This window comes from Stenotrophomonas sp. YJH_SMC_138, assembly GCF_059369855.1.
The window spans coordinates 410,661-429,710 of the sequence record NZ_JCAFTB010000001.1 but is presented as its reverse complement, the minus strand read 5'-3'; the positions used below and the strand labels follow the sequence as shown (position 1 = coordinate 429,710).

15 protein-coding genes are annotated in these 19,050 nt (G+C 67.3%); 10 read left to right on the top strand and 5 right to left on the bottom strand.

Annotated elements, in window-relative coordinates:
* Positions 1-4 precede the first annotated feature (4 nt).
* Both AC5P7I_RS01885 and tkt read left to right on the top strand, forming a co-directional pair.
* Positions 5-1,324: a dicarboxylate/amino acid:cation symporter gene (locus tag AC5P7I_RS01885; RefSeq protein WP_014648249.1), complete on the top strand. Its 1,320-nt coding sequence runs from the start codon at positions 5-7 to the stop codon at positions 1,322-1,324.
* Positions 1,325-1,540: 216 nt separating this feature from the next.
* Complete coding sequence (tkt, locus tag AC5P7I_RS01880; RefSeq protein ID WP_014648248.1) at positions 1,541-3,538, top strand: transketolase; 1,998 nt, start codon at positions 1,541-1,543, stop codon at positions 3,536-3,538.
* A gap of 125 nt (positions 3,539-3,663) precedes the next feature.
* Here the strand turns inward: tkt and AC5P7I_RS01875 are convergent, their stop codons facing one another.
* A complete protein-coding gene (locus tag AC5P7I_RS01875) occupies positions 3,664-5,616 on the bottom strand; it encodes an acetyl-CoA hydrolase/transferase C-terminal domain-containing protein (protein ID WP_111206043.1) in 1,953 nt (650 codons plus the stop codon).
* A gap of 33 nt (positions 5,617-5,649) precedes the next feature.
* On the bottom strand, positions 5,650-6,207 hold the full coding sequence (locus AC5P7I_RS01870) for a flavin reductase family protein (protein ID WP_014648245.1): 558 nt from the start codon (positions 6,205-6,207) through the stop codon (positions 5,650-5,652).
* Between the two features lie 118 nt (positions 6,208-6,325).
* Here AC5P7I_RS01870 and AC5P7I_RS01865 point away from each other — a divergent pair, with 118 nt between their 5' ends.
* From AC5P7I_RS01865 to AC5P7I_RS01855, 3 genes are read left to right on the top strand one after another with little or no spacing between them, the layout of a single operon-like run.
* Positions 6,326-6,691, top strand: coding sequence for a BlaI/MecI/CopY family transcriptional regulator (locus tag AC5P7I_RS01865; protein WP_014648244.1), 366 nt, complete (start codon positions 6,326-6,328; stop codon positions 6,689-6,691).
* A complete protein-coding gene (locus AC5P7I_RS01860; RefSeq protein WP_262088099.1) occupies positions 6,684-7,925 on the top strand; it encodes a M56 family metallopeptidase in 1,242 nt (413 codons plus the stop codon). Before AC5P7I_RS01865 ends, AC5P7I_RS01860 begins: the two co-directional genes overlap by 8 nt.
* Positions 7,922-8,485 (top strand): hypothetical protein, encoded by a 564-nt coding sequence (locus AC5P7I_RS01855; RefSeq protein ID WP_032962142.1) that lies wholly within the window; start codon positions 7,922-7,924, stop codon positions 8,483-8,485. The genes AC5P7I_RS01860 and AC5P7I_RS01855 overlap by 4 nt, the downstream gene beginning before the upstream one ends.
* Positions 8,486-8,538: 53 nt before the next feature.
* On the opposite strand, the gene AC5P7I_RS01850 is transcribed toward AC5P7I_RS01855, so the two are convergent.
* The 3 genes from AC5P7I_RS01850 to AC5P7I_RS01840 all read right to left on the bottom strand — a co-directional run bounded on the left by AC5P7I_RS01850 (position 8,539) and on the right by AC5P7I_RS01840 (position 11,029).
* Positions 8,539-9,339: an MBL fold metallo-hydrolase gene (locus AC5P7I_RS01850; RefSeq protein ID WP_014648241.1), complete on the bottom strand. Its 801-nt coding sequence runs from the start codon at positions 9,337-9,339 to the stop codon at positions 8,539-8,541.
* 11 nt (positions 9,340-9,350) lie between these two features.
* The gene (locus tag AC5P7I_RS01845; protein ID WP_049406223.1) at positions 9,351-10,169 is read right to left on the bottom strand and encodes a S1/P1 nuclease; all 819 of its coding nucleotides are present in this window, start codon (positions 10,167-10,169) and stop codon (positions 9,351-9,353) included.
* Between the two features lie 230 nt (positions 10,170-10,399).
* Positions 10,400-11,029, bottom strand: coding sequence for an OmpW/AlkL family protein (locus AC5P7I_RS01840; RefSeq protein WP_014648239.1), 630 nt, complete (start codon positions 11,027-11,029; stop codon positions 10,400-10,402).
* A 192-nt stretch (positions 11,030-11,221) separates the two neighbouring features.
* Here AC5P7I_RS01840 and gap point away from each other — a divergent pair, with 192 nt between their 5' ends.
* The 5 genes from gap (at position 11,222) to AC5P7I_RS01815 (ending at position 18,854) form a co-directional block, all read left to right on the top strand.
* Positions 11,222-12,226, top strand: a complete 1,005-nt coding sequence (gene gap / locus AC5P7I_RS01835) for a type I glyceraldehyde-3-phosphate dehydrogenase (protein ID WP_005414333.1) — start codon at positions 11,222-11,224, stop codon at positions 12,224-12,226.
* 125 nt (positions 12,227-12,351) lie between these two features.
* Entirely contained in the window at positions 12,352-15,030 is a 2,679-nt protein-coding gene (locus tag AC5P7I_RS01830; RefSeq protein ID WP_262219550.1) for a DUF2339 domain-containing protein, read from the top strand.
* Complete coding sequence (locus tag AC5P7I_RS01825; protein ID WP_032962132.1) at positions 15,027-16,403, top strand: DUF3999 domain-containing protein; 1,377 nt, start codon at positions 15,027-15,029, stop codon at positions 16,401-16,403. Before AC5P7I_RS01830 ends, AC5P7I_RS01825 begins: the two co-directional genes overlap by 4 nt.
* A 625-nt stretch (positions 16,404-17,028) precedes the next feature.
* Entirely contained in the window at positions 17,029-18,204 is a 1,176-nt protein-coding gene (locus AC5P7I_RS01820) for a phosphoglycerate kinase (protein WP_495222138.1), read from the top strand.
* Positions 18,201-18,854: an HAD hydrolase-like protein gene (locus AC5P7I_RS01815; protein WP_053496281.1), complete on the top strand. Its 654-nt coding sequence runs from the start codon at positions 18,201-18,203 to the stop codon at positions 18,852-18,854. The genes AC5P7I_RS01820 and AC5P7I_RS01815 overlap by 4 nt, the downstream gene beginning before the upstream one ends.
* The last annotated feature ends 196 nt before the right edge of the window (positions 18,855-19,050 follow it).

Genomic DNA, 19,050 nt, shown 5'->3' with positions numbered 1-19,050 from the left:
GCGTATGACAGCAGCTGCTGCCGACAAGAAGAAGTTGCCCCTGCATTGGAAGATGGGCATCGGCTTTGCGATCGGCCTGGTCCTGGGACTGATCGTGCACGCCCTGGGCGGCAGCGTCGATGGTCTGCAGGCTGGTGCCAAGTGGGTAATGGACTACGTCACCACCCCGGCGTCGGGCCTGTTCCTCAACCTGATCTTCATGCTGATCGTGCCGCTGATCTTCTCGGCGCTGATCATGGGCGTGTCGGAGATGGGCGACATCCGCGCCCTCGGCCGCATCGGCTGGAAGACCCTGGCCTACACCGTGCTGCTGTCCGGCATCGCGGTGGGCATCGGCCTGGTGCTGGTCAACCTGCTCAAGCCGGGCGCGGGCGTCGATCCGCAGACTGCGGCACTGATGCTCTCGGAGAACGCCGAGCGCAGCAAGGAAATCGTCGCTGGCATCCACGGCACGCCGAAGGGCATGGACATGCTGCTGTCGATCGTGCCGAGCAACGTGCTGCAGGCCGCGTCGGACAACGGCGCGATCCTGTCGCTGATGTTCTTCGCGCTGATGTTCGGCATCGGCATGGTGCTGACCGACAATGAAAAGGTTGCCCCGCTGCGCCGCGCCATCGAAGGCGTGTTCGAAATCTCGATGACCCTGATCAACCTGGTCATCCGCCTGGCCCCTTATGCGGTGGCCTGCTTCATGTTCAACCTGGCCGCGCTGTTCGGCTTCGAGCTGATCATCCGCCTGGGTGCCTATGTGGGCGTGGTGGTGCTGGCGCTGGGTCTGCACATGATCGTGACCTACGGTACCGCGGTGTGGCTGTCCGGCCGCTCGCCGCTGTCGTTCTTCCGCGATACCCAGGAAGCAACGGTGATGGCGTTCTCCACCGCCTCCAGCAATGCCACCCTGCCGACCGCGCTGCGCGTGGCCGACCAGATGGGCTTGCCGCAGCGCGTGTCGCGCTTCGTGCTGACCGTGGGTGCCACCGCCAACCAGAACGGCACCGCGCTGTTCGAGGGTGTGACGGTGATCTTCCTGGCCCAGTTCTTCGGCGTGGACCTGAGCATCGGCCAGCAGATCATGGTGATGGCGGTCTGCATCCTCGGTGGCATCGGTACCGCCGGCGTGCCGTCGGGATCGCTGCCGGTGGTGGCGATGATCTGCGCGATGGTCGGTGTGAACCCGCTGGGCATCGGCCTGATCCTGGGCGTGAATCACTTCCTGGACATGTGCCGTACCGCGCTGAACGTGACCGGCGACCTGGCCCTGACCACGCTGGTGGCCAAGGGCGAGTCGCACGATGGCCCGGCGCTGGGTCCGCAGCAGGACTGAGTCCAACGCCCCTCCTGGCGACCTGATCGGGGTCGGATTCCTTTCCTCAGGGGAAAGGGCTCCGGCCCCTTTTCACATGCGGAATCCGGCGGAGATCACGTCCTTGCGGGCCAGCGGCCGGCACGACCGGGCAAGGTGAACTGACCCCCCGCCCGGCGACTATGGGACAATAGGCCGCCCGCACGTCCGCGGCCGCCTCCCGATTCCGACAGAACCATGACGCAGCCTACCCGTCGCCAGTTGGCCAACGCCATCCGCTTCCTTGCCGCCGATGCGGTTGAAACCGCAAAGTCCGGCCACCCCGGCATGCCCATGGGCATGGCCGACATCGCCGAAGTCCTCTGGAACGACTACCTCCGCCATAACCCGAGCAACCCGCACTGGTTCAACCGCGACCGTTTCGTGCTGTCCAACGGCCACGGTTCGATGCTGCAGTACGCGCTGCTGCACCTGAGCGGCTACGACCTGCCGATCGAGCAGCTGAAGCTGTTCCGCCAGCTGGGCAGCCACACCGCCGGTCACCCGGAACGCCACGAGACCCCGGGCGTGGAGACCACCACCGGCCCGCTGGGCCAGGGTTTCGCCAATGCCGTGGGCTTCGCCCTGGCCGAGAAGCTGCTGGCACAGCGCTTCAACCGCCCGGAGCTGGAAGTGGTCGACCACCGCACCTGGGTGTTCATGGGCGATGGCTGCCTGATGGAAGGCGTGTCGCATGAAGCGGCCTCACTGGCCGGTACCTGGGGCCTGCACAAGCTGGTCTGCTTCTGGGACAACAACCACATCTCCATCGACGGCAACGTCGAGGGCTGGTTCACCGACAACACCCCGGAGCGTTTCGAGGCCTATGGCTGGAACGTGGTCCGCGACGTCGATGGCCATGACCCGGACAGCATCAAGGCCGGCATCGAGGCCGCGCTGTCGCAGAGCGACAAGCCGACCCTGATCTGCTGCCGCACTACCATTGGTTTTGGTTCGCCGAACAAGGCGGGCAAGGAATCCAGCCACGGTGCACCGCTGGGCAAGGACGAGCTGGAAGCCACCCGCAAGCAGCTGGGCTGGGAATACGGCCCGTTCGAGATCCCGCAGGCGATCTACGACGGTTGGCGCGCCAATGGCGCCGGCACCCTGCGCCAGGCCGAGTGGGAACAGCTGTTCGACAAGTACGCCAGCCAGTACCCGGCTGAAGCAGCCGAACTGACCCGCCGCTCGCATGGCGAACTGCCGGCCGACTTCGTTGCCAAGGCCGATGCGTACATCGCCCAGGTGGCCGCGGAAGGCCCGACGATCGCCTCGCGCAAGGCCTCGCAGCTGGCCATCGAAGCCTATGCCCCGCTGCTGCCGGAAATCGTCGGCGGTTCGGCCGACCTGGCGCACTCCAACCTGACCCTCTGGAAGGGCAGCAAATCGGTTGCCAGCGACGACGCCAACGCCAACTACGTGTACTACGGCGTGCGCGAGTTCGGCATGACCGCCATTGCCAACGGCCTGGCCCTGCACGGTGGCTTCATTCCGTTCGACGCCACCTTCCTGGTGTTCAGCGATTACGCCCGCAATGGCGTGCGCATGAGCGCGCTGATCCCGGCGCACGCCATCCACGTCTACACCCACGACTCGATCGGCCTGGGCGAAGACGGCCCGACCCACCAGCCGGTGGAGCACCTGGCCTCGCTTCGCTACATCCCGAACAACGACGTGTGGCGTCCGTGCGATGCGGTCGAGTCGGCGGTGAGCTGGAAGGCCGCGATCACCCGCCAGGACGGCCCGAGCTGCCTGGTGTTCAGCCGCCAGAACCTGCCGCACCAGCCGCGCAGCGCCGAGCAGATCGCGCAGATCGAGCGCGGCGGTTACGTGCTGGCCGATGCCGCCGGTACCCCGGATGTGATCCTGATCGCCACCGGTTCGGAAGTCTCGCTGGCCACCGAAGCCAAGGCCCAGCTGGACGCGGCTGGTCTCAAGACCCGCGTGGTCTCGATGCCGTCCACCGACGTGTTCCTGCGCCAGGATGCGGCCTACCGTGAATCGGTGCTGCCGAACGCCGTGCGCAAGCGCGTGGCCGTGGAAGCCGGCGTCACCGGTTTCTGGCGCCAGTTCGTCGGCCTGGACGGTGCCGTGATCGGTATCGACACCTTCGGTGCCTCCGCCCCGGCCGACCAGCTGTACAAGCACTTCGGCATTACCACCGCGCACGTGGTGGAAGCCGCCAAGGCGCTGTAAGCAGCATCGCGACGTAATGAGGAAAGGCCGGCGCACGCCGGCCTTTTCTTTGCCGCAGGAAAAAGGGGACGGAGGGGATTAAGTCGTTTGTGCACAAACGACTTAATCCCCTCCGTCCCCTTTTCTCAGGCGGTGCGCGCCAGTGCCAGCCGCAGCAGGCGCGCGTCCAGGCGTTCGGCGAAATCCTTCGGTGCCTGCAGGCCCATGCGCTGCAGGTACACCGCATCGCCGTCGCCGGCCGGTTGCCGTAGTGCTGCCCAGACGGTACGCAGCTTGTCGCCGCGGGTCTGCGTATTGGCCTTCAGCCACGCCAGCGCTTTCACCAGCACCTGCTCGATCTCGTTGAAGTCACTGCCCAGCGGATAGTCCGGCAGGCTGCCATCGGCGCGGAACGGGGCCAGCGCCGCCGTCAGCGCCTGCGGCGTATTGCGCTGCTGCCGCTGCGGATCCGGTTGCGCGACCGCCAGCAGTTTGCGCGAGGCGTGCGCCTGCTGCAGCAGGCCGCCCTGGAACGGGGCCTCGGTGATTGCGGTCATCGCATGCACGCAGTCCTCGTCGGTCAGTCCGCGCAGGTCGGCAATGCCGTATTCGTTGAGGTAGATGTCGCGCAGGTGGCGCGGAATGGTGGTGTGCCCGTAGTTCCAGCGCACGTTGGATTCGCGTCGGCCCTTGTCATCGCGCGCGGCGCGGAACATCAGCACGCTGCGGGCTTCCGGCAGGGCATGTGCCATCGCCACGAAGTTGTACTGGCCGCCCACACCGGATACCACGCGTCCATCGTCCAGCGCGTCGGACACCGCCGCGCCCAGCGCGGTGGCCATCATGCAGGAGTTGAAGAAGCGCGCATGGCGGCGCTGCAGGCGTTCCAGCGTTTCGTTGCCGCCGTACAGCTGGTTGATCTCGCTGATGCGGCGCATGCCGATCGCACGGCACTCGTCCTCCGGCAGCGTGCGCAGCCACTCGTAGAATTCCGGCGAGCCCAGGTAGAACGCGCCGTGCAGGTACTCACCTTCGGCCGCCAGTGTGGCGTGGTCGATCGACAGCGTGCTGCCGTTCTCGATGCGCTGCATCAGCGCCAGGTCATCGTGTACCTTGCGCTTGATCACCCCGGTCTGCACCAGCCTGCGGAAGCCCTCGTTGAGCATCTCGCTGCAGCCGTACAGGCCCACTTCGAACGGGTCCACGCCGCCGATCTCCTGCACCAGCGGGTGGCTGGCCAGCTGCGGATCCAGCGCGTGCAGCACGCGGCGGTAGCGCGCGTTGTCGGTGTGGCGCAGCACCAGCGCATGGCTGAGCGCGTCGGCCAGCGTACCGATGCCGATCTGCAGCGTGCCGCCATCGCGCACCAGCGTGCTGGCGTACAGGCCGATGGCGTAGTCGGCATCGCCGACCGGCTGCCGCGGCAGCCCGAACAGCGCCGGGTACGGCGGCGGTGGGGTGATCACCAGATCGAAGAACGAGACATCGACCGTGGCCGAGCCGCCCAGGTAGGGCAACTGGGGATCGATCTCGGCAATCAGCAGCGGACGCGGCAGGCCACGTGCGGTCATCGCGTCCAGCGTGTCCTGGGTGATGTCGTTGTTGCACGACAGGGAAAGCCGGCGGTCGTTCGGGCGCATCGCCACTTTCTGCACGATCACCTGTGGCGCGCGCTGCGCCACCGCATCGGCGGCGTGGGTGTAGTTCAGGCTGGTATAGCTGGATTGCGCCTGGCGCGACCCGAGCAGGGCGCCGGATTGCATGTAGAACTCTTCCACCTGCACATGTGCCGGCAACGCGTCGCGTGCGATCGCATCGGCATAGGCCAGGCGCGGGAAGTCGTCGCCGAAATGGCGCTGCGCGAACGGTGCCAGGAAGCGGGCTTCCAGGCCGTTGCCCCGCGCCTTCGGCGGATTCAGCGACAGCGCGGTATACAGCTGCAGCGGCCGCGACGGATCGTGCTCGACGCGCGCGTAGAGGGCATTGAGCAGCCGATGCGGCTTGCCCAGTGCCAGCGGTGCCCCGATCCGCAGCGGCCCGTCCACGCGCGCAAACAACCAGTCGACGGCGGCGTCCAGGTCGGTGAGGTGTTCGGTCATGCGCGGCGGTCCTGCGTCGGGGGAGTGCGGGCATTACAGCATGTCGGGCTTGAACCGCCGTCGACGCGAGACTTCCGCGCCGGCCACCATGAACTGCCCATCGCCGCGGTAATGCACCGTGCGCGGCAGTTTCGGCCGGGGCGCAACATGGGCGTGCACGATTTCCCAGATGAACAGATTGCTCGCTGCCACCTGGCTGTCGTCGTACAGGCGGCATTCGAAGCACGAATGGCATTGGCCGACCAGTGGCGCGCCGACCTCACGCGCGGGCAGTGCGTCGAGCCCGAAACGGGCGAACTTGTCGACCTCGCGGCCGCTGCAGTTGCCGATGTCCACCACGGTATCGAGCAGCTCCACCCCGGGCACGTTGATCACGCACTCGCCGCTGCCGCGCGCCAACGCGTGGCTGTGGTTTGCGTCCCACAGGTAGGTGGCGACCAGTGAAGGCGAGAAGCCCATGACCATGTGCCAGCCCATCGTCATCAGGTTGCGCTGGCCGCGCCATGCCGTGCTGACCAGCACGATCGGGCCGGGTTCGAGGAAGCGGCGGGCCTGCTCGACCGGGAAATCCTTCTTCGGCAGTGCTTTCATCCGGGGCCAGGGGCGGGAGGAACCGATGCTGGCGCAGCCGGGATGAACCCGGAGTCGAGGGGCTTGACAGGCAGCTCGATTACGCGGGTAATCAATCTGTCGATTACGGATGTAAACCATGACCCCGATCAGCGAAGCCGAAGCCGTCGTGATGGAGGTGCTGTGGCAGCAGGCACCGCGTAGTGCCGATGACGTGGTGGCCGCGCTGGCCCATCGCGACTGGGCCGAGCCGACCATCAAGACCCTGCTCAACCGCCTGCTGACCAAGGGCGCGATCACTGCCGAGCGCGATGGACGGCGTTACCTGTACCGGCCGCTGCTGCAGCGACAGGCGTGGGTGGAGGCGCAGAGCCAGGACTTCATCGGCCGTGTCTTCGAAGGGCGCGTGGCGCCGCTGGTCGCGCACTTCAGCGAACGCGGCCAGCTGAGCGCGCAGGACATCGCCGAACTGAAGAAGCTGATCCAGGAGCTGGACCATGACTGAGCTGCTCGACGGACTGTGGCGGGCCAGCTTGTGGCTGGCCGTGGGTGTGGTCCTGCTGGCGGTGCTGCGACCGCTGCTGGTGCGGTTGGGGGGCGCTGGGCTGGCCTACCGCAGCTGGTGGCTGCTGCCGCTGCTGCTGGTGGCCCTGACGCTGCCATTGCCACAGGTTGCGGTGTTGCAGCAGGTACCCACGCTGCCGCTGAAAGTGATGCCCGGTGCCCTCGATGCCCTGAGCGGGCCCTCGCTGCCATGGGCCGGGCTGTTGTTCGCGCTGTGGGCATTGGGCGCGGGCATCCGCCTGTTGCGCGACCTGCACGCACAACATCGTTTCGAACGGAGCATGGGCCCATTGACGCCGCGCACCGATGGCAGCTGGCAGGCCAGCGGCGATCCCGGCTTGCCCGCGCTGGTTGGCCTGTGGCGCCCACGCATCGTGGTTGGTCCCGACTTCGACCTGCAGTTCACCGCACAGGAACAGAGCTTGATCCTGCAGCACGAGCGCAGCCATCACCGTCATGGCGATCACTGGGCCAACGGTGCGCTGCTGCTGGTGCGCGCGGTGTTCTGGTTCCACCCGCTTCTGCCGTGGGCTGCGGGCCGCTTCCTGCGCGACCAGGAACTGGCCTGCGATGCCCGCACCATGGCCCCGCAGCCGGCGCTGCGCGGCCTCTACGCCAGCACGCTGCTGAAGGCGCAGCTGGTCCACCCGGTTGCGCCCGCGGTCTGCCATTGGCGCAGCCAACCCGTGTTGAGGGAGCGTATCGCCATGTTGAAGCAGTCCAAGCGGAAGGCATTGCCGTGGGTGTCCGGGCAGGTGCTGGTGGTCGGGTTGTGTGTGGGCATGGGCGCGGTGGCATGGGCCAGCCAGGGCGGCGCGGTTGGGAGCCCGGGGATCGGTGTCGAGCCGTACGCAACGGCGGAAGAAGGTGCGGCCAAGGCTGGGCTGGACCGTCCGATCCAGATCGACAGGATGCCACCGCCGTCCTATCCAAAATCCGCGTTCGAGCAGCGCCAGGTAGGCGTGGTGAACCTGCGCGTGGAGGTGGATGCGCAGGGGCGTCCCAGCGATGTCCGCGTGCTCAGTGCCACCAATCCGGGCGTGTTCGATGCGGTGTCGATCGCTGCGGCACGCAGCTGGACCTATCGGCCGGCGATGAAGAACGGTAAGCCGGTTGCAGCGGCGGTGAAGATTCCGATCACGTTCGCCATGGACAACACCGAGGACACCCAATGAAGTCCGCTGCGCTGATCATGGCGGCAGCGCTGCTGGTCGGGTGTGCGAGCCAGGACCGCCTGACCACGGTGGATACCCGCAGCGAAAATGTCGGCCACCAGCGCCTGCAGCCGCAGGCGGGCAGCGGCGGTGGACAGCTGCAGGTGTATTCGCTGGGTGCGACCGAAGGCTACCGGATGCCCCAGCTGTACGCGGCACCAGACCCGGAGGTTGGCGATCGTGACCCGCGCGCGGAACTGGCGCCGACCACGATCTGCCTGCAGGTGGTGGTTGATGCCAATGGCGCCGTGGAGCGAAGCCTGCCATTGACCGATCGTCCGGAGTGCGCGGCAGGTGCTGCGGGCGAGAATGCGCCCCTGCTGCAGGCTGCCCAGGAAGCCGTGGCGATGTGGAAGTACTCGTCCGCAGCGGTCTGCCACTTCGCGGCGGGCAAGGTGCCTGCCGACCGCGGTGACTGCCGGGGCGCCGAGCGCGTCGAGCCGGTAGCGGTCACCCTGCAGTACGCCTTCACGTTCGAGATCGTGAAGGGCCAGCACGTGGTGCGGATGCAGGGAAAATGAACGCTCGCGGTCCGTGATGGAAACCGATGGCGCCGGGCTCTGCCCGGCGTACGTCAGGCCCCGCCCTGGATATTGGCCTTTACCGCAGGCTGCATCAGCTTCGGTTCTTCCAACGTCGCATCGCGGGCCTGGCGCACGCTGACGAACTCCGCCTCGGCCACGCCGTCGTGCACGTGGATGTTGTGCGCGCGCTGTTCACCGATGGTGGTTTCGTTGGCGAAGTCGCGGCCGCCCGGGCCGTAGTCGTGGCAGACGAACACGCGGGTGGCATCCGGCAGGGCCAGCAGGCGCTGGATCGAGCGGTACAGCTGTGCGGCATCACCGCCGGGGAAGTCGCAGCGGGCAGTGCCGCCGTCGGGCATGAACAGCGAGTCGCCAGTGAACAGCGCATCGTCGATCAGGTAGGCGATGCTGTCGCTGGTGTGGCCAGGCACGGCGATCACCTGGCAGCGCAGTTCGCCCAAAGTGAAGGTCTCGCCGTCACTGAACAGGTGGTCGAAGATTTCATCGGCGCCCGGAAGCTGCAGGCCATAGCGTGGCGCAAACGTCGCCTGCACCGCACGGATGCCTTCACCGATGGCCAGCGTGGCCTGCGGAAAGCGCTGCTTGAGCCGGCGCCCGGCCGACACATGGTCGGCGTGGGCATGCGTCTCCAGCAGCCAGCGCAGCTGCAGGCCCTGTTGTTCGATGGCCTGCAATGCCGCGCGCAGCGGTGATTCGCTGCTGGCGTCGGTGTCCGGGTCGTAGTCCAGGACCGGATCGATCAGCGCCGCCTCGCCGCTGGCCGGGTCGCTGACCAGGTAGCTGAAGGTGTTGCTGTCACGGTGGAAGAACGACTGCACCTGGACCGGCATTGGAGCTCTCCTCAGCGCGTGCCGAGCACGCGGTTCAGCAACTGCGCCAGGTTTTCACCGGCCAGCCGCAGCTGCGCTTCGGCCAGCGGCCGGTAGCGCTCGGTGTACTCGTCACCGATTTTACGCGAGGCCGGATAAACGCCAGGTTGCATGGAGATGCGGCAGCTGGCCTCGGCCCAGGCCTGCGGGTCGCGCTGCGGGTTGGACTGGCGTGCCAGCTTCGGTGCGCGCTGGCTCTGCAGCACCGGCAGGTAGCCGGCATCGTCCAGCTTGCGGGTGTTGAGCATGCCGCTGTCCCACAGCGAGTGCAGGTTGGTACCGCGGTTGCCGAACTGCAGCTGGAAATCATTGCCGCCCTTGTCGTGGGCGTAGCCGGCGTGCATCGGCTGGTGGATGTCGCCGACCAGGTGCACGACGAACTTCAGCGCCTGCAGGCGCTCGCCGTCAGTCAGGCTGCGGTCGCCCAGAATGGCGCTCTGCGCCTTGAGGGCTTCGACGATGCAGTTGCCGTTCCTGCAGTGCTTCGGTGCTTCGTAGTGGCAGTCGTCTTCGGCAATGTTGACGTAGTGCCAGCCGGCCGAGCGACGGCCCAGGCCCGGGTCCTTGGCGCGCAGCTGGTCGGCCCAGGGCGCGATGCTGGCCAGGGTGGCGTCCGGTTCGGTGGCCAGCAGGCGGTCCACTTCGGCGCGGGCGGCGGGGGTGAGGCGGGCGTCGGCGACTTCGGCGACAAGGCGGTGGCCTTGCGCGCCCCAGGCATGGGCAGGGGCGGAGACGGACAGCAGGGCCGGCGCCAGGGCGGCGGCGAGGAACAGGGAGTGCAGGGCTTTCATGCGCCCATTCTAGCGGGGTAGGTGGATTGAAGAGCGGCGCGTTCCTGTTCCGAAGTGGAAGCGTAGAGGGAGGGGCGTGTCCCGGCTCCGCTCCCTGCCTTGCCCCAGCTCCGGAACCGCTTCAGTCCCAGGCACAAAAAAGCCCCGGCAATTACCGGGGCAACATGCTGCGAGGGTTTTGCGTCTAGCGGGGGAGCGGGGGGCGAAGCCCCCGCGCCCAATACACCGCTTTAGAACTTGAAGACGTACGAAGCGCCGTAGACCAGCGGATCGATGTTGACCGTGCCGATCTTCTCGCCGTTCAACTTCACCTTGCTGTCGATGTCGATCCAGCGCATGTCCACGCGCAGGGCGCCCTTCTCGCCGATCGCGAAGTCCACGCCGGCGTGTGCGGCCAGGCCCCACGAATCCTGCAGCTTCAGCTTGCTGCCGGCCAGCGCACCCGTAGTGTCTTCGCTGAAGAAGGTGGTGTAGTTCAGGCCGGCGCCGACGAACGGCGACACCTTGCCCTTGCTGTTGAAGTGGTACTGCAGGGTGACCACCGGCGGCAGTTGCTTGGTGCTGCCGACGCGGCCCAGGCCGTTGATGTTGATGTCGTGCTTGAACGGCAGCGCGGCCAGCACTTCGATGCCCAGGTTGTCGGCGATGAAGTACTCGCCGGTGATGGTCGGCTTGACGTCATTGTCGACGTCGACCTTCAGGGTGCCGCCGGCCAGCCAGCCGTTGTTCGACTTCGGCGCCACCTGGTGCACGCCGGCCGAGACGGTCCAGTCGCCCTTGGACTGGGCCATGGCCGGGGCGGCGGCGAGCGACAGGGCGGCGGCCAGGCTGGCCACGATCAGGGGGGAGGTCTTGCGCATGGGGGTGTTCTCGTTGCTGGGTGGATGGCGACAGTCTCGGCCTCACGCCGCGCTAACGCTTTGATCCGGATCAAATCCTGTCCGTGGGTCGGCCGGCGGTCCCGGCTGGCCCACGGTGGCCAGCGGCGGTTTGCTAGACTTGTGGGCCCTATCCATCCCGCCGCACCTGTCGCGGCCGCAGGAGCTTGAGAAATGGCAATCAAGGTTGGTATCAACGGTTTCGGTCGCATCGGGCGTAACGTCCTGCGCTCGGCGGTGCTGAACTTCGGCGACGACATCGAAATCGTGGCCATCAACGATCTGCTGGAGCCGGACTACCTGGCGTACATGCTCAAGTACGACTCCGTGCACGGCCGCTTCAAGGCCGACGTGGCGGTGCAGGGCAACGACCTGCTGGTCAACGGCAAGAAGATCCGCCTGACCCAGGAACGCGACCCGGCCAACCTGAAGTGGGATGAAGTCGGCGCTGATGTGGTGCTGGAAGCCACCGGCCTGTTCCTGACCAAGGAAACCGCGCAGAAGCACATCGATGCCGGCGCCAAGAAGGTCATCATGTCGGCCCCGTCGAAGGACGACACGCCGATGTTCGTGTACGGCGTGAACGACAAGACCTACGCCGGCCAGGCGATCATCTCCAACGCTTCGTGCACCACCAACTGCCTGGCCCCGCTGGCCAAGGTCATCAATGACAAGTGGGGCATCAAGCGCGGCCTGATGACCACCGTGCATGCGGCCACCGCCACCCAGAAGACCGTCGATGGCCCGTCCAACAAGGACTGGCGCGGCGGCCGTGGCATCCTGGAAAACATCATTCCCTCGTCCACCGGTGCGGCCAAGGCCGTCGGCGTGGTCATTCCGGAACTGAACAAGAAGCTGACCGGCATGAGCTTCCGCGTGCCGACCTCGGACGTGTCGGTGGTCGACCTGACCGTCGAGCTGGAAAAGGAAGCCACCTACGCCGAGATCTGCGCCGAAGTGAAGGCACAGAGCGAAGGCCCGCTGAAGGGCATCCTGGGCTACACCGAAGACAAGGTGGTGGCCACCGATTTCCGCGGCGAAACCTGCACCTCGGTGTTCGACGCCGATGCCGGCATCGCCCTGGACGGCACCTTCGTCAAGCTGGTGACCTGGTACGACAACGAGTGGGGCTACTCGAACAAGTGCCTGGAAATGGCCAAGGTCATCGCCGCCAAGTAAGGCCGGCGTAGATCGCAGACGAACCCCGGCCTGGCCGGGGTTCGTCGTTTAAGGGGCCCACCCTGTCGTAGCATGGGGCGGTCGACCGCTGCCGCTGGGGCGCGGGAACGCAATGGAAGCACGCAATGGAAGCACTGATCGCACTGGTCGTATTGGTCCTGTTGGCCATCCCCCTGCTGCTGGTGGTGGCGCTGGTGATGATCTCCGGCCTGCGCCGCCGCGTCGCGGCGCTGGAAAGCGCGATGGCCGCCGCGCCTGCCACCGCCAGGCCGGCCGCCAGCGCGCCCACGCCTGAACGGGCTGCGGCCACGCCCACGGCCAGTGCCGATCCACCGTTCCTGCGGCCGGTCGCCGCTGCTGCGCCGCACCCCACGCAGCCACCGGTGCGCGAAGCAGCGCCGACCGAGGCGCCTGTTCCCCGACCTGCTGCGCCACCGCCGGTGCCACCGGTGCCGGTGCAGCCGCCGCTGCCTTCCGAGCCGGCACTGCCCAACGTCATCGAGCGCGGCATCAGTGCGGTCAAGCGCTGGTTCACCGAAGGCAACGTCCCGGTCAAGATCGGCATGCTGGTGCTGCTGGCCGGTGTCGCGGCGCTGCTGAAGTACGTCAGCGACCAGGGCTGGCTGGTGTTGCCGATCGAGCTGCGCCTGGCCGGCATCACTGTGGGCGCGCTGGGCCTGCTGGCCTTCGGCTGGCACCAGCGCGAGCGCCGGCGCCTGTTTGCGCTGGCCTTGCAGGGCGGTGCCATCGGCGTACTGCTGCTGACCATCTTCGCGGCCTTCAAGCGCTTCGACCTGATTCCGCCGGGCTTCGCCTTCGCCAGCTCCATTGCCCTGGTGGCCGGGCTGTGCGTGCTGGCGGTGGTGCAGAACTCGCGCACGCTGGCCGTGCTGGGCATCCTGGCCGGCTTCATGGCACCACTGTGGCTGTCCACCGGCAGCGGCAATCACGTGGGGCTGTTCAGCTATTACGCGGTGCTCAACGCGGGCATCTTCGCCATCGCCTGGTTCCGCCCTTGGCGCGCACTGAACCTGCTGGGCTTCGCCTTCACTTTCGGCATCGGCACCTTCTGGGGCGTGCTGCAGTACGTACCGGACAAGTTCAGCAGCACTGAGCCGTTCCTGCTGTTGTTCTTCGTGTTCTACCTGCTGATCCCGCTGCTGTACGCGCGCCGCCAGCCGGCCGGCCGGCGCGATCTGATCGATGGCAGCCTGGTGTTCGGCGCGCCGCTGGTCGCATTCTCGTTGCAGGCAGGCATGCTGCACGAACAACCGATGACGCTGGCACTATGCGCGTTGGGCCTGGCCGCGATCTACGCGGTACTGGCACGGGCGCTGATCGCACGTGCGTCGTATACCATGCTGGCGCAGTCGCATGCCGTGCTTGCGGTGGGCTTCGCCACGCTGGCGGTGCCGCTGGCCTTGTCGGCGCGCGCCACCGGCGCGGTGTTTGCGCTGGAAGGTGCCGGGCTGGCGTGGCTGGGGCTGCGCCAGAAGCGCTGGCTGCCGCAGGTATCCGGCGCGTTGCTGCAGATCGGCGCCGCATTCGCCTTCGTTGCCGGTGGCGATCACTGGCACGAAGACCTGCGCTTCCTGATCAACCCGACCGCCATCGGCGCGCTGTTGCTGGCCCTGGCCGGTTTCGCGTCGGCGTGGAGCTACCAGCGAAGGCCACGTCATGAGGTCGCACTGGTGTACTACCTGTGGGGCCTGCTGTGGTGGCTGGGCGGCCTGGTCCATGAGATCACGCGCTTCTTCCCGTACCGCACCGAAGTGGACGCGTTGCTGGTGCTGGCCGCGGTCACTGCCTGGCTGGTGGCCGAAGTGCAGCGTCGTCAGCCGGCACATGCACTGGGCGTGACCGCACTGGCCATGCTCGCGCTGGGCTTCCCGCTGGCCCTGATGCAGAGCGATGCACACCACCAGCCGTTCGCCGGTTATGGCGCGCTGGCCTGGGCGGTGTTCGCGGTGCTGGGCGTGCGGACCCTGCTGTGCCTGCGCCAGGGCGGCGATACCGTGGCCCGCATCGCGCAGTTCCTGTGGTGGCTGCTGTGGCCGTCGCTGCTTTCGCTGCTGGCCCTGTGGGGCGGTGGCGAAGCCGATCTGGCGCAGGGCTGGACGACCCTGCTGGTGACCTTGCCATGGCTGCTGATGGCGGCACTGTCGCTGTGGCGCTGGAATGCGCTGCGCTGGCCATTGGGACAGGCCTTCGACAGCGTGCGCGTCCCGCTGCAGTGCGTGCTGTTCGGCCTGCTGTCGATCGGCTGGCTGTTGGGCCAGCTGCTGCCGGGCGACGCCGCACCGCTGTTGTGGCTGCCGGTGCTGAATCCGGCCGAGATCGGCCAATGGTTGAGCCTGTTGCTGCTGGCGCGCTGGCTGTACAGCAATCAGGGATCGCAGGCCCCGCAGGCATTGCTGAACATCCGCATGCCGCTGCTGGCACTGGCGGCCTTCGTCGCGCTGACCAGCCTGGTGCTGCATGGCGTGCACCAGTGGGGTGGGCTGGCGTGGAACGCGTCGATGATGCGCTTCAGCCTGGCCCAGACCAGCCTGACCGTGTTGTGGAGCGTGCTGGGCGTGATTGCCTGGGTGTGGGGTTCGCGTCGTGGCCAGCGTGTGCTGTGGATGGTCGGTGCCGTGCTGATGGGCGTGGTACTGGCCAAGCTGGTTATTGTCGATCGCCAGCACCTGGGCAACCTGCTGGGCATCGCATCGTTCATCGCCTACGGCCTGCTGTGCACGGTCGTGGGTTATCTGGCACCGGCTCCGCCGAGCGTGGCGCCGACCGTGGAGGAAAAGCAATGAGGAAGTGGAGCAGGGCGCTGCTGCCGGCGATGTTCGGCATGCTGGCCGCCGTCGTGGTGCAGGCGGCTGATTACCGCACGCAGTATGCCGAGCAATGGCCGCTCACATTGTCCAGCGCGCAGTCCGGTGCCTACCGCATCGTGCTGGAGCCGGCGATCTACCGCCGTGCCGTGAGCCCCGACCTCAGCGACCTGCAGGTGTTCAATGCAGCCAGCCAGCTGCTGCCGTCGGCACTGCTGGCGCCGGACCAGCCGCTGGCGCAACCGCCGGTGCAGCGGGAACTGCCGTGGTTCGTGCTGCCGCCGCTGGCCGATGCCCAGCGCAACGATCTGCAGCTGCTGACCGAGCGTGATACCGATGGGCGCGTGCGCCGGGTCGAAGCACGGGTGAGTGGCGGGGCGACGGCGAACGGGCAGGGCGGCTGGCTGATCGACGCCAGCATGCTCGACCAGCAGCCGCTGGCGGCGCTGGTGCTGGACTGGGCCGACAGCGGCCAGCCGCTGCAGGCGCAGGTTCAGCTGGATGCCAGTGATGACCTGCAGCACTGGCGATCGATGGGTCGCGACGTGCCGCTGGTGGATCTGCAGCGCGCCGGCAAGCGCCTGCTGCAGCGCCGCCTGCAGGTGGACGGCACTGCACGCTACCTGCGCATCCTGGCGCAGGGCGACTCGCGGCTGCCGACCCTGCGCGGCGTGTTGGCGGAACTGCCGCCAGCGCCGGCCACGCTGCCGTGGGAATGGCTGTCGCTGGAGCCGACGTCGAAGGGCAAGGGCGAATACACCTTCGAGATGGATGGCCGGTTCCCGGTGGCGCGCGCCGATGTGGCCAGCACCGACAACAGCCTGGTGCAATGGACGCTGTTCAGTCGTGATGACGAGAGTGCCGAGTGGCAGCGCCGCAGCGCGCCGTGGATCGCCTACCAGGTGCAACAGGGCACGCAGGGCCAGCGCCAGCAGTCGGCGGCGCAGCCGCTGGGCGGCGTGCACCGCGACCGCTACTGGAAGCTGGTGGCCAATCCGGCGGAATCTGCCACTGCGCCGACGCTGCGCCTGGGCTACCAACCGGAAGTGCTGGTGTTCCTGAGCCAGGGTGCGGCGCCCTACGCACTGGCGGTGGGCAGCGCGACCGCGCGCCGCACGGACGCGCCGATCGGGGTGTTGATCGAGGAACTTCGGCAGCGCAACGATCCGTCGTGGCAGCCGACGCTGGCGCGACTGGAAGGCAGCCCGGAGCCGCTGGCGGGCGATGCGGCGCTGAAGCCGCAGCATGACTGGAAGTCGTGGCTGTTGTGGGCGCTGCTGGGTCTGGGCGTGCTGGTGGTGGGTGGTCTGGCGCTCAGCCTGCTTCGGCAGAAGCCGACGCCTTCGGCGTAGGTTCCGGCGAACGGCGCAGCCCCTCGTGGGTGGCTGCAAGGCGCGATCCCGGGGATGGGCCGAGCGGGTGGGCTGGGCAGGGGACGCCGTGAATCCGTCCCTGGAGGCTTAGCCGCGCCATCCATGGCGCGGATACCCCTGCCCAGCCCACCCGCCCGGCCTCTGACAGTTTCCGTGTGCGTCCACCCACGGAAATAAAAAAAGAAGAGCAAAAGCTGCTTGGCTGGGCGCTCTTTGTAGAGCCGAGCCCACGCTCGGCTGCTGCTCGCGGTAGACCCAGCCGAGCATGGGCTCGGCTCTACATTGGTTTCTCCGACATCAGAAACCGCTCTTGCTCCTGCCTTTGCCATCCGCTCCGCCTCATGAACCTGTCGAGGCCGGGATGGTGTGGGGTGGCAGGGGTGTGAGCCGCATGGATGCGGCGACCAAGCCCCCATGGACGGGTTTACGGCGTCCCCTGCCACCCCACAGCACCCCGGCTCACCCTCAGCACCAAGAAGCGCCAGCGCTTTGGCTGTTGCAGTTCGCTGTTGCCGTACGCCTCTGCCTGCCGCAGGCATCGCCACCCGATACAATGACCGCCTGCCGTAGCCCGGCATCCCGTCCCTGAGCCAAAGAGTTGCCCATGTCCATCGTCCGCATGACCGACCTCGACCTCTCCGGCAAGCGCGTGCTGATCCGCCAGGATCTGAACGTGCCGATCGAGAATGGCCGCATCACTTCCGAACAGCGCATCACCGCTTCGCTGCCGACGCTCAAGCGCGCGCTGGAGCAGGGCGCGGCAGTGATGGTCACCTCGCACCTGGGGCGCCCGAAGGAAGGCGTGTGGAGCGAGGCCGACTCGCTGGCGCCGGTCGCCCAGCGCCTGTCCGAGCTGCTCGGCCGCGAGGTTCCACTGGTGCGTGACTGGGTCGACGGTGTCGACGTGCAGCCGGGCCAGCTGGTGCTGCTGGAAAACTGCCGCATGAATGTCGGCGAGGGCAAGGACGACGAGGCCCTGTCGAAGAAGTACGCCGCCCTGTGCGACGTGTTCGTGATGGATGCCTTTGGTACCGCACACCGCGCGCAGGCCTCGACCCATGGCGTCATCCGCTTCGCCCCGGTCGCGGCCGGTGGCCCGCTGTTGATGGCCGAGCTGGACGCGCTGGCGCAGGCGCTGGACGCACCGGCCAAGCCGCTGCTGGCCATCGTTGCCGGCAGCAAGGTCAGCACCAAGCTGGAACTGCTGGCCAACCTGGTCGGCAAGGTCGACCAGCTGATCGTTGGTGGTGGCATCGCCAACACCTTCATCGCTGCCGCCGGCTACAAGGTCGGCAAGTCGCTGTATGAGCCGGACCTGCTGGACACCGCGAAGAAGATCGTGGCCGATGCCAAGGCGCGTGGCGCCGACATCCCGCTGCCGGTCGACGTGGTCACCGCCAAGCAGTTCATGCCGGACGCTGTTGCCGAAGTGAAGGCGGTCGACGCCGTCGCCGAGGACGACCTGATCCTGGATATTGGCCCGCAGACCGCTGCGCAGTACGCGCAGCTGATCGGAAAGGCCGGCACCGTGGTCTGGAACGGCCCGGTCGGCGTGTTCGAGTTCGAAGCCTTCAGCAAGGGCACCGAAGCGCTGGCCCGCGCCATCGCCAGCTCGCCGACATTCTCCATCGCGGGCGGTGGCGACACCCTGGCGGCGGTCGACAAGTTCGATATCGCCGGGCAGGTCAGCTATATCTCCACTGGCGGTGGTGCGTTCCTGGAGTTCCTGGAAGGCAAGACCCTGCCGGCCGTCGCCGCGCTCGACGCGCGCGGCGCATGAGTGCCGACCGTAGCAAGGATGTCCTGTTCTTCGACCTCGACGGCACGCTGATCGATTCGCAGGTGGGCATCACCGCCTGCATCGCCTATGCGCTGCAGAAGATGGATCATCCGGTGCCGCCGCAGGAGACGCTGCTGGGCTGGATCGGTCCGTCGCTGCGCACCACCTTCGCGCCGCTGTTCGTCGAACCGGCACGGGTGGAACAGGCGGTGGGCTACTACCGTGAGCGCTTCGACGCCGAAGGCTGGCGCGAACACACGGTGTACCCGCAGGTGGAAGACACGCTGCGCACGCTGCATGGCCGTGGCCACCGCCTGGCGGTGGTCACCGCCAAGAACGAGCCGCATGCGCGCCGCATCCTTGCGCACCTGCCGTTTGGCGGGCTGTTCGAGGAGATCATCGGTTCGACCCTGGATGGCTCGCGCAGCCACAAGCCGGAGCTGGTCGGGGAAGCTCTGCGCCGGCTGCAGGTGCAGCCCGCACAGTGCTGGATGATCGGCGACCGCCGCATGGACATCGAAGGCGCGCGTCACCACGGCCTACGCAGCGTGGGTGTGCTGTGGGGCTTTGGCGGTGAGGCGGAACTCACCGCGGCCGGTGCGGGCCAGCTGGCACGCGAGCCGGCACAGCTGACGGCGCTGTTGGCCTAGGCTCCTGTAGCGCCGAGCCCATGCCCGGCTGCTTCGGCGAGTGGCCAGCCGGGCATGGGCTCGGCTCTACGGAATGCCCTGCGCCACCGTATGTCCGGATAATGTCCGTTGCATGACCTGCGGAGTCAGGCAGCACAAGGCTGTAACCGTATACATGCGGCGTGAAGGATGTGCTAATTTCCGTTCTTTAACGGGA

Excerpts from the sequence above, each read along its gene's own strand:
- AC5P7I_RS01885 (WP_014648249.1), top strand. The coding sequence starts at position 5 with ATGACAGCAGCTGCTGCCGACAAGAAGAAGTTGCCCCTGCATTGGAAG.
- tkt (WP_014648248.1), top strand. The coding sequence starts at position 1,541 with ATGACGCAGCCTACCCGTCGCCAGTTGGCCAACGCCATCCGCTTCCTT.
- AC5P7I_RS01875 (WP_111206043.1), bottom strand. The coding sequence starts at position 5,616 with ATGACCGAACACCTCACCGACCTGGACGCCGCCGTCGACTGGTTGTTT.
- AC5P7I_RS01870 (WP_014648245.1), bottom strand. The coding sequence starts at position 6,207 with ATGAAAGCACTGCCGAAGAAGGATTTCCCGGTCGAGCAGGCCCGCCGC.
- AC5P7I_RS01865 (WP_014648244.1), top strand. The coding sequence starts at position 6,326 with ATGACCCCGATCAGCGAAGCCGAAGCCGTCGTGATGGAGGTGCTGTGG.
- AC5P7I_RS01860 (WP_262088099.1), top strand. The coding sequence starts at position 6,684 with ATGACTGAGCTGCTCGACGGACTGTGGCGGGCCAGCTTGTGGCTGGCC.
- AC5P7I_RS01855 (WP_032962142.1), top strand. The coding sequence starts at position 7,922 with ATGAAGTCCGCTGCGCTGATCATGGCGGCAGCGCTGCTGGTCGGGTGT.
- AC5P7I_RS01850 (WP_014648241.1), bottom strand. The coding sequence starts at position 9,339 with ATGCCGGTCCAGGTGCAGTCGTTCTTCCACCGTGACAGCAACACCTTC.
- AC5P7I_RS01845 (WP_049406223.1), bottom strand. The coding sequence starts at position 10,169 with ATGAAAGCCCTGCACTCCCTGTTCCTCGCCGCCGCCCTGGCGCCGGCC.
- AC5P7I_RS01840 (WP_014648239.1), bottom strand. The coding sequence starts at position 11,029 with ATGCGCAAGACCTCCCCCCTGATCGTGGCCAGCCTGGCCGCCGCCCTG.
- gap (WP_005414333.1), top strand. The coding sequence starts at position 11,222 with ATGGCAATCAAGGTTGGTATCAACGGTTTCGGTCGCATCGGGCGTAAC.
- AC5P7I_RS01830 (WP_262219550.1), top strand. The coding sequence starts at position 12,352 with ATGGAAGCACTGATCGCACTGGTCGTATTGGTCCTGTTGGCCATCCCC.
- AC5P7I_RS01825 (WP_032962132.1), top strand. The coding sequence starts at position 15,027 with ATGAGGAAGTGGAGCAGGGCGCTGCTGCCGGCGATGTTCGGCATGCTG.
- AC5P7I_RS01820 (WP_495222138.1), top strand. The coding sequence starts at position 17,029 with ATGTCCATCGTCCGCATGACCGACCTCGACCTCTCCGGCAAGCGCGTG.
- AC5P7I_RS01815 (WP_053496281.1), top strand. The coding sequence starts at position 18,201 with ATGAGTGCCGACCGTAGCAAGGATGTCCTGTTCTTCGACCTCGACGGC.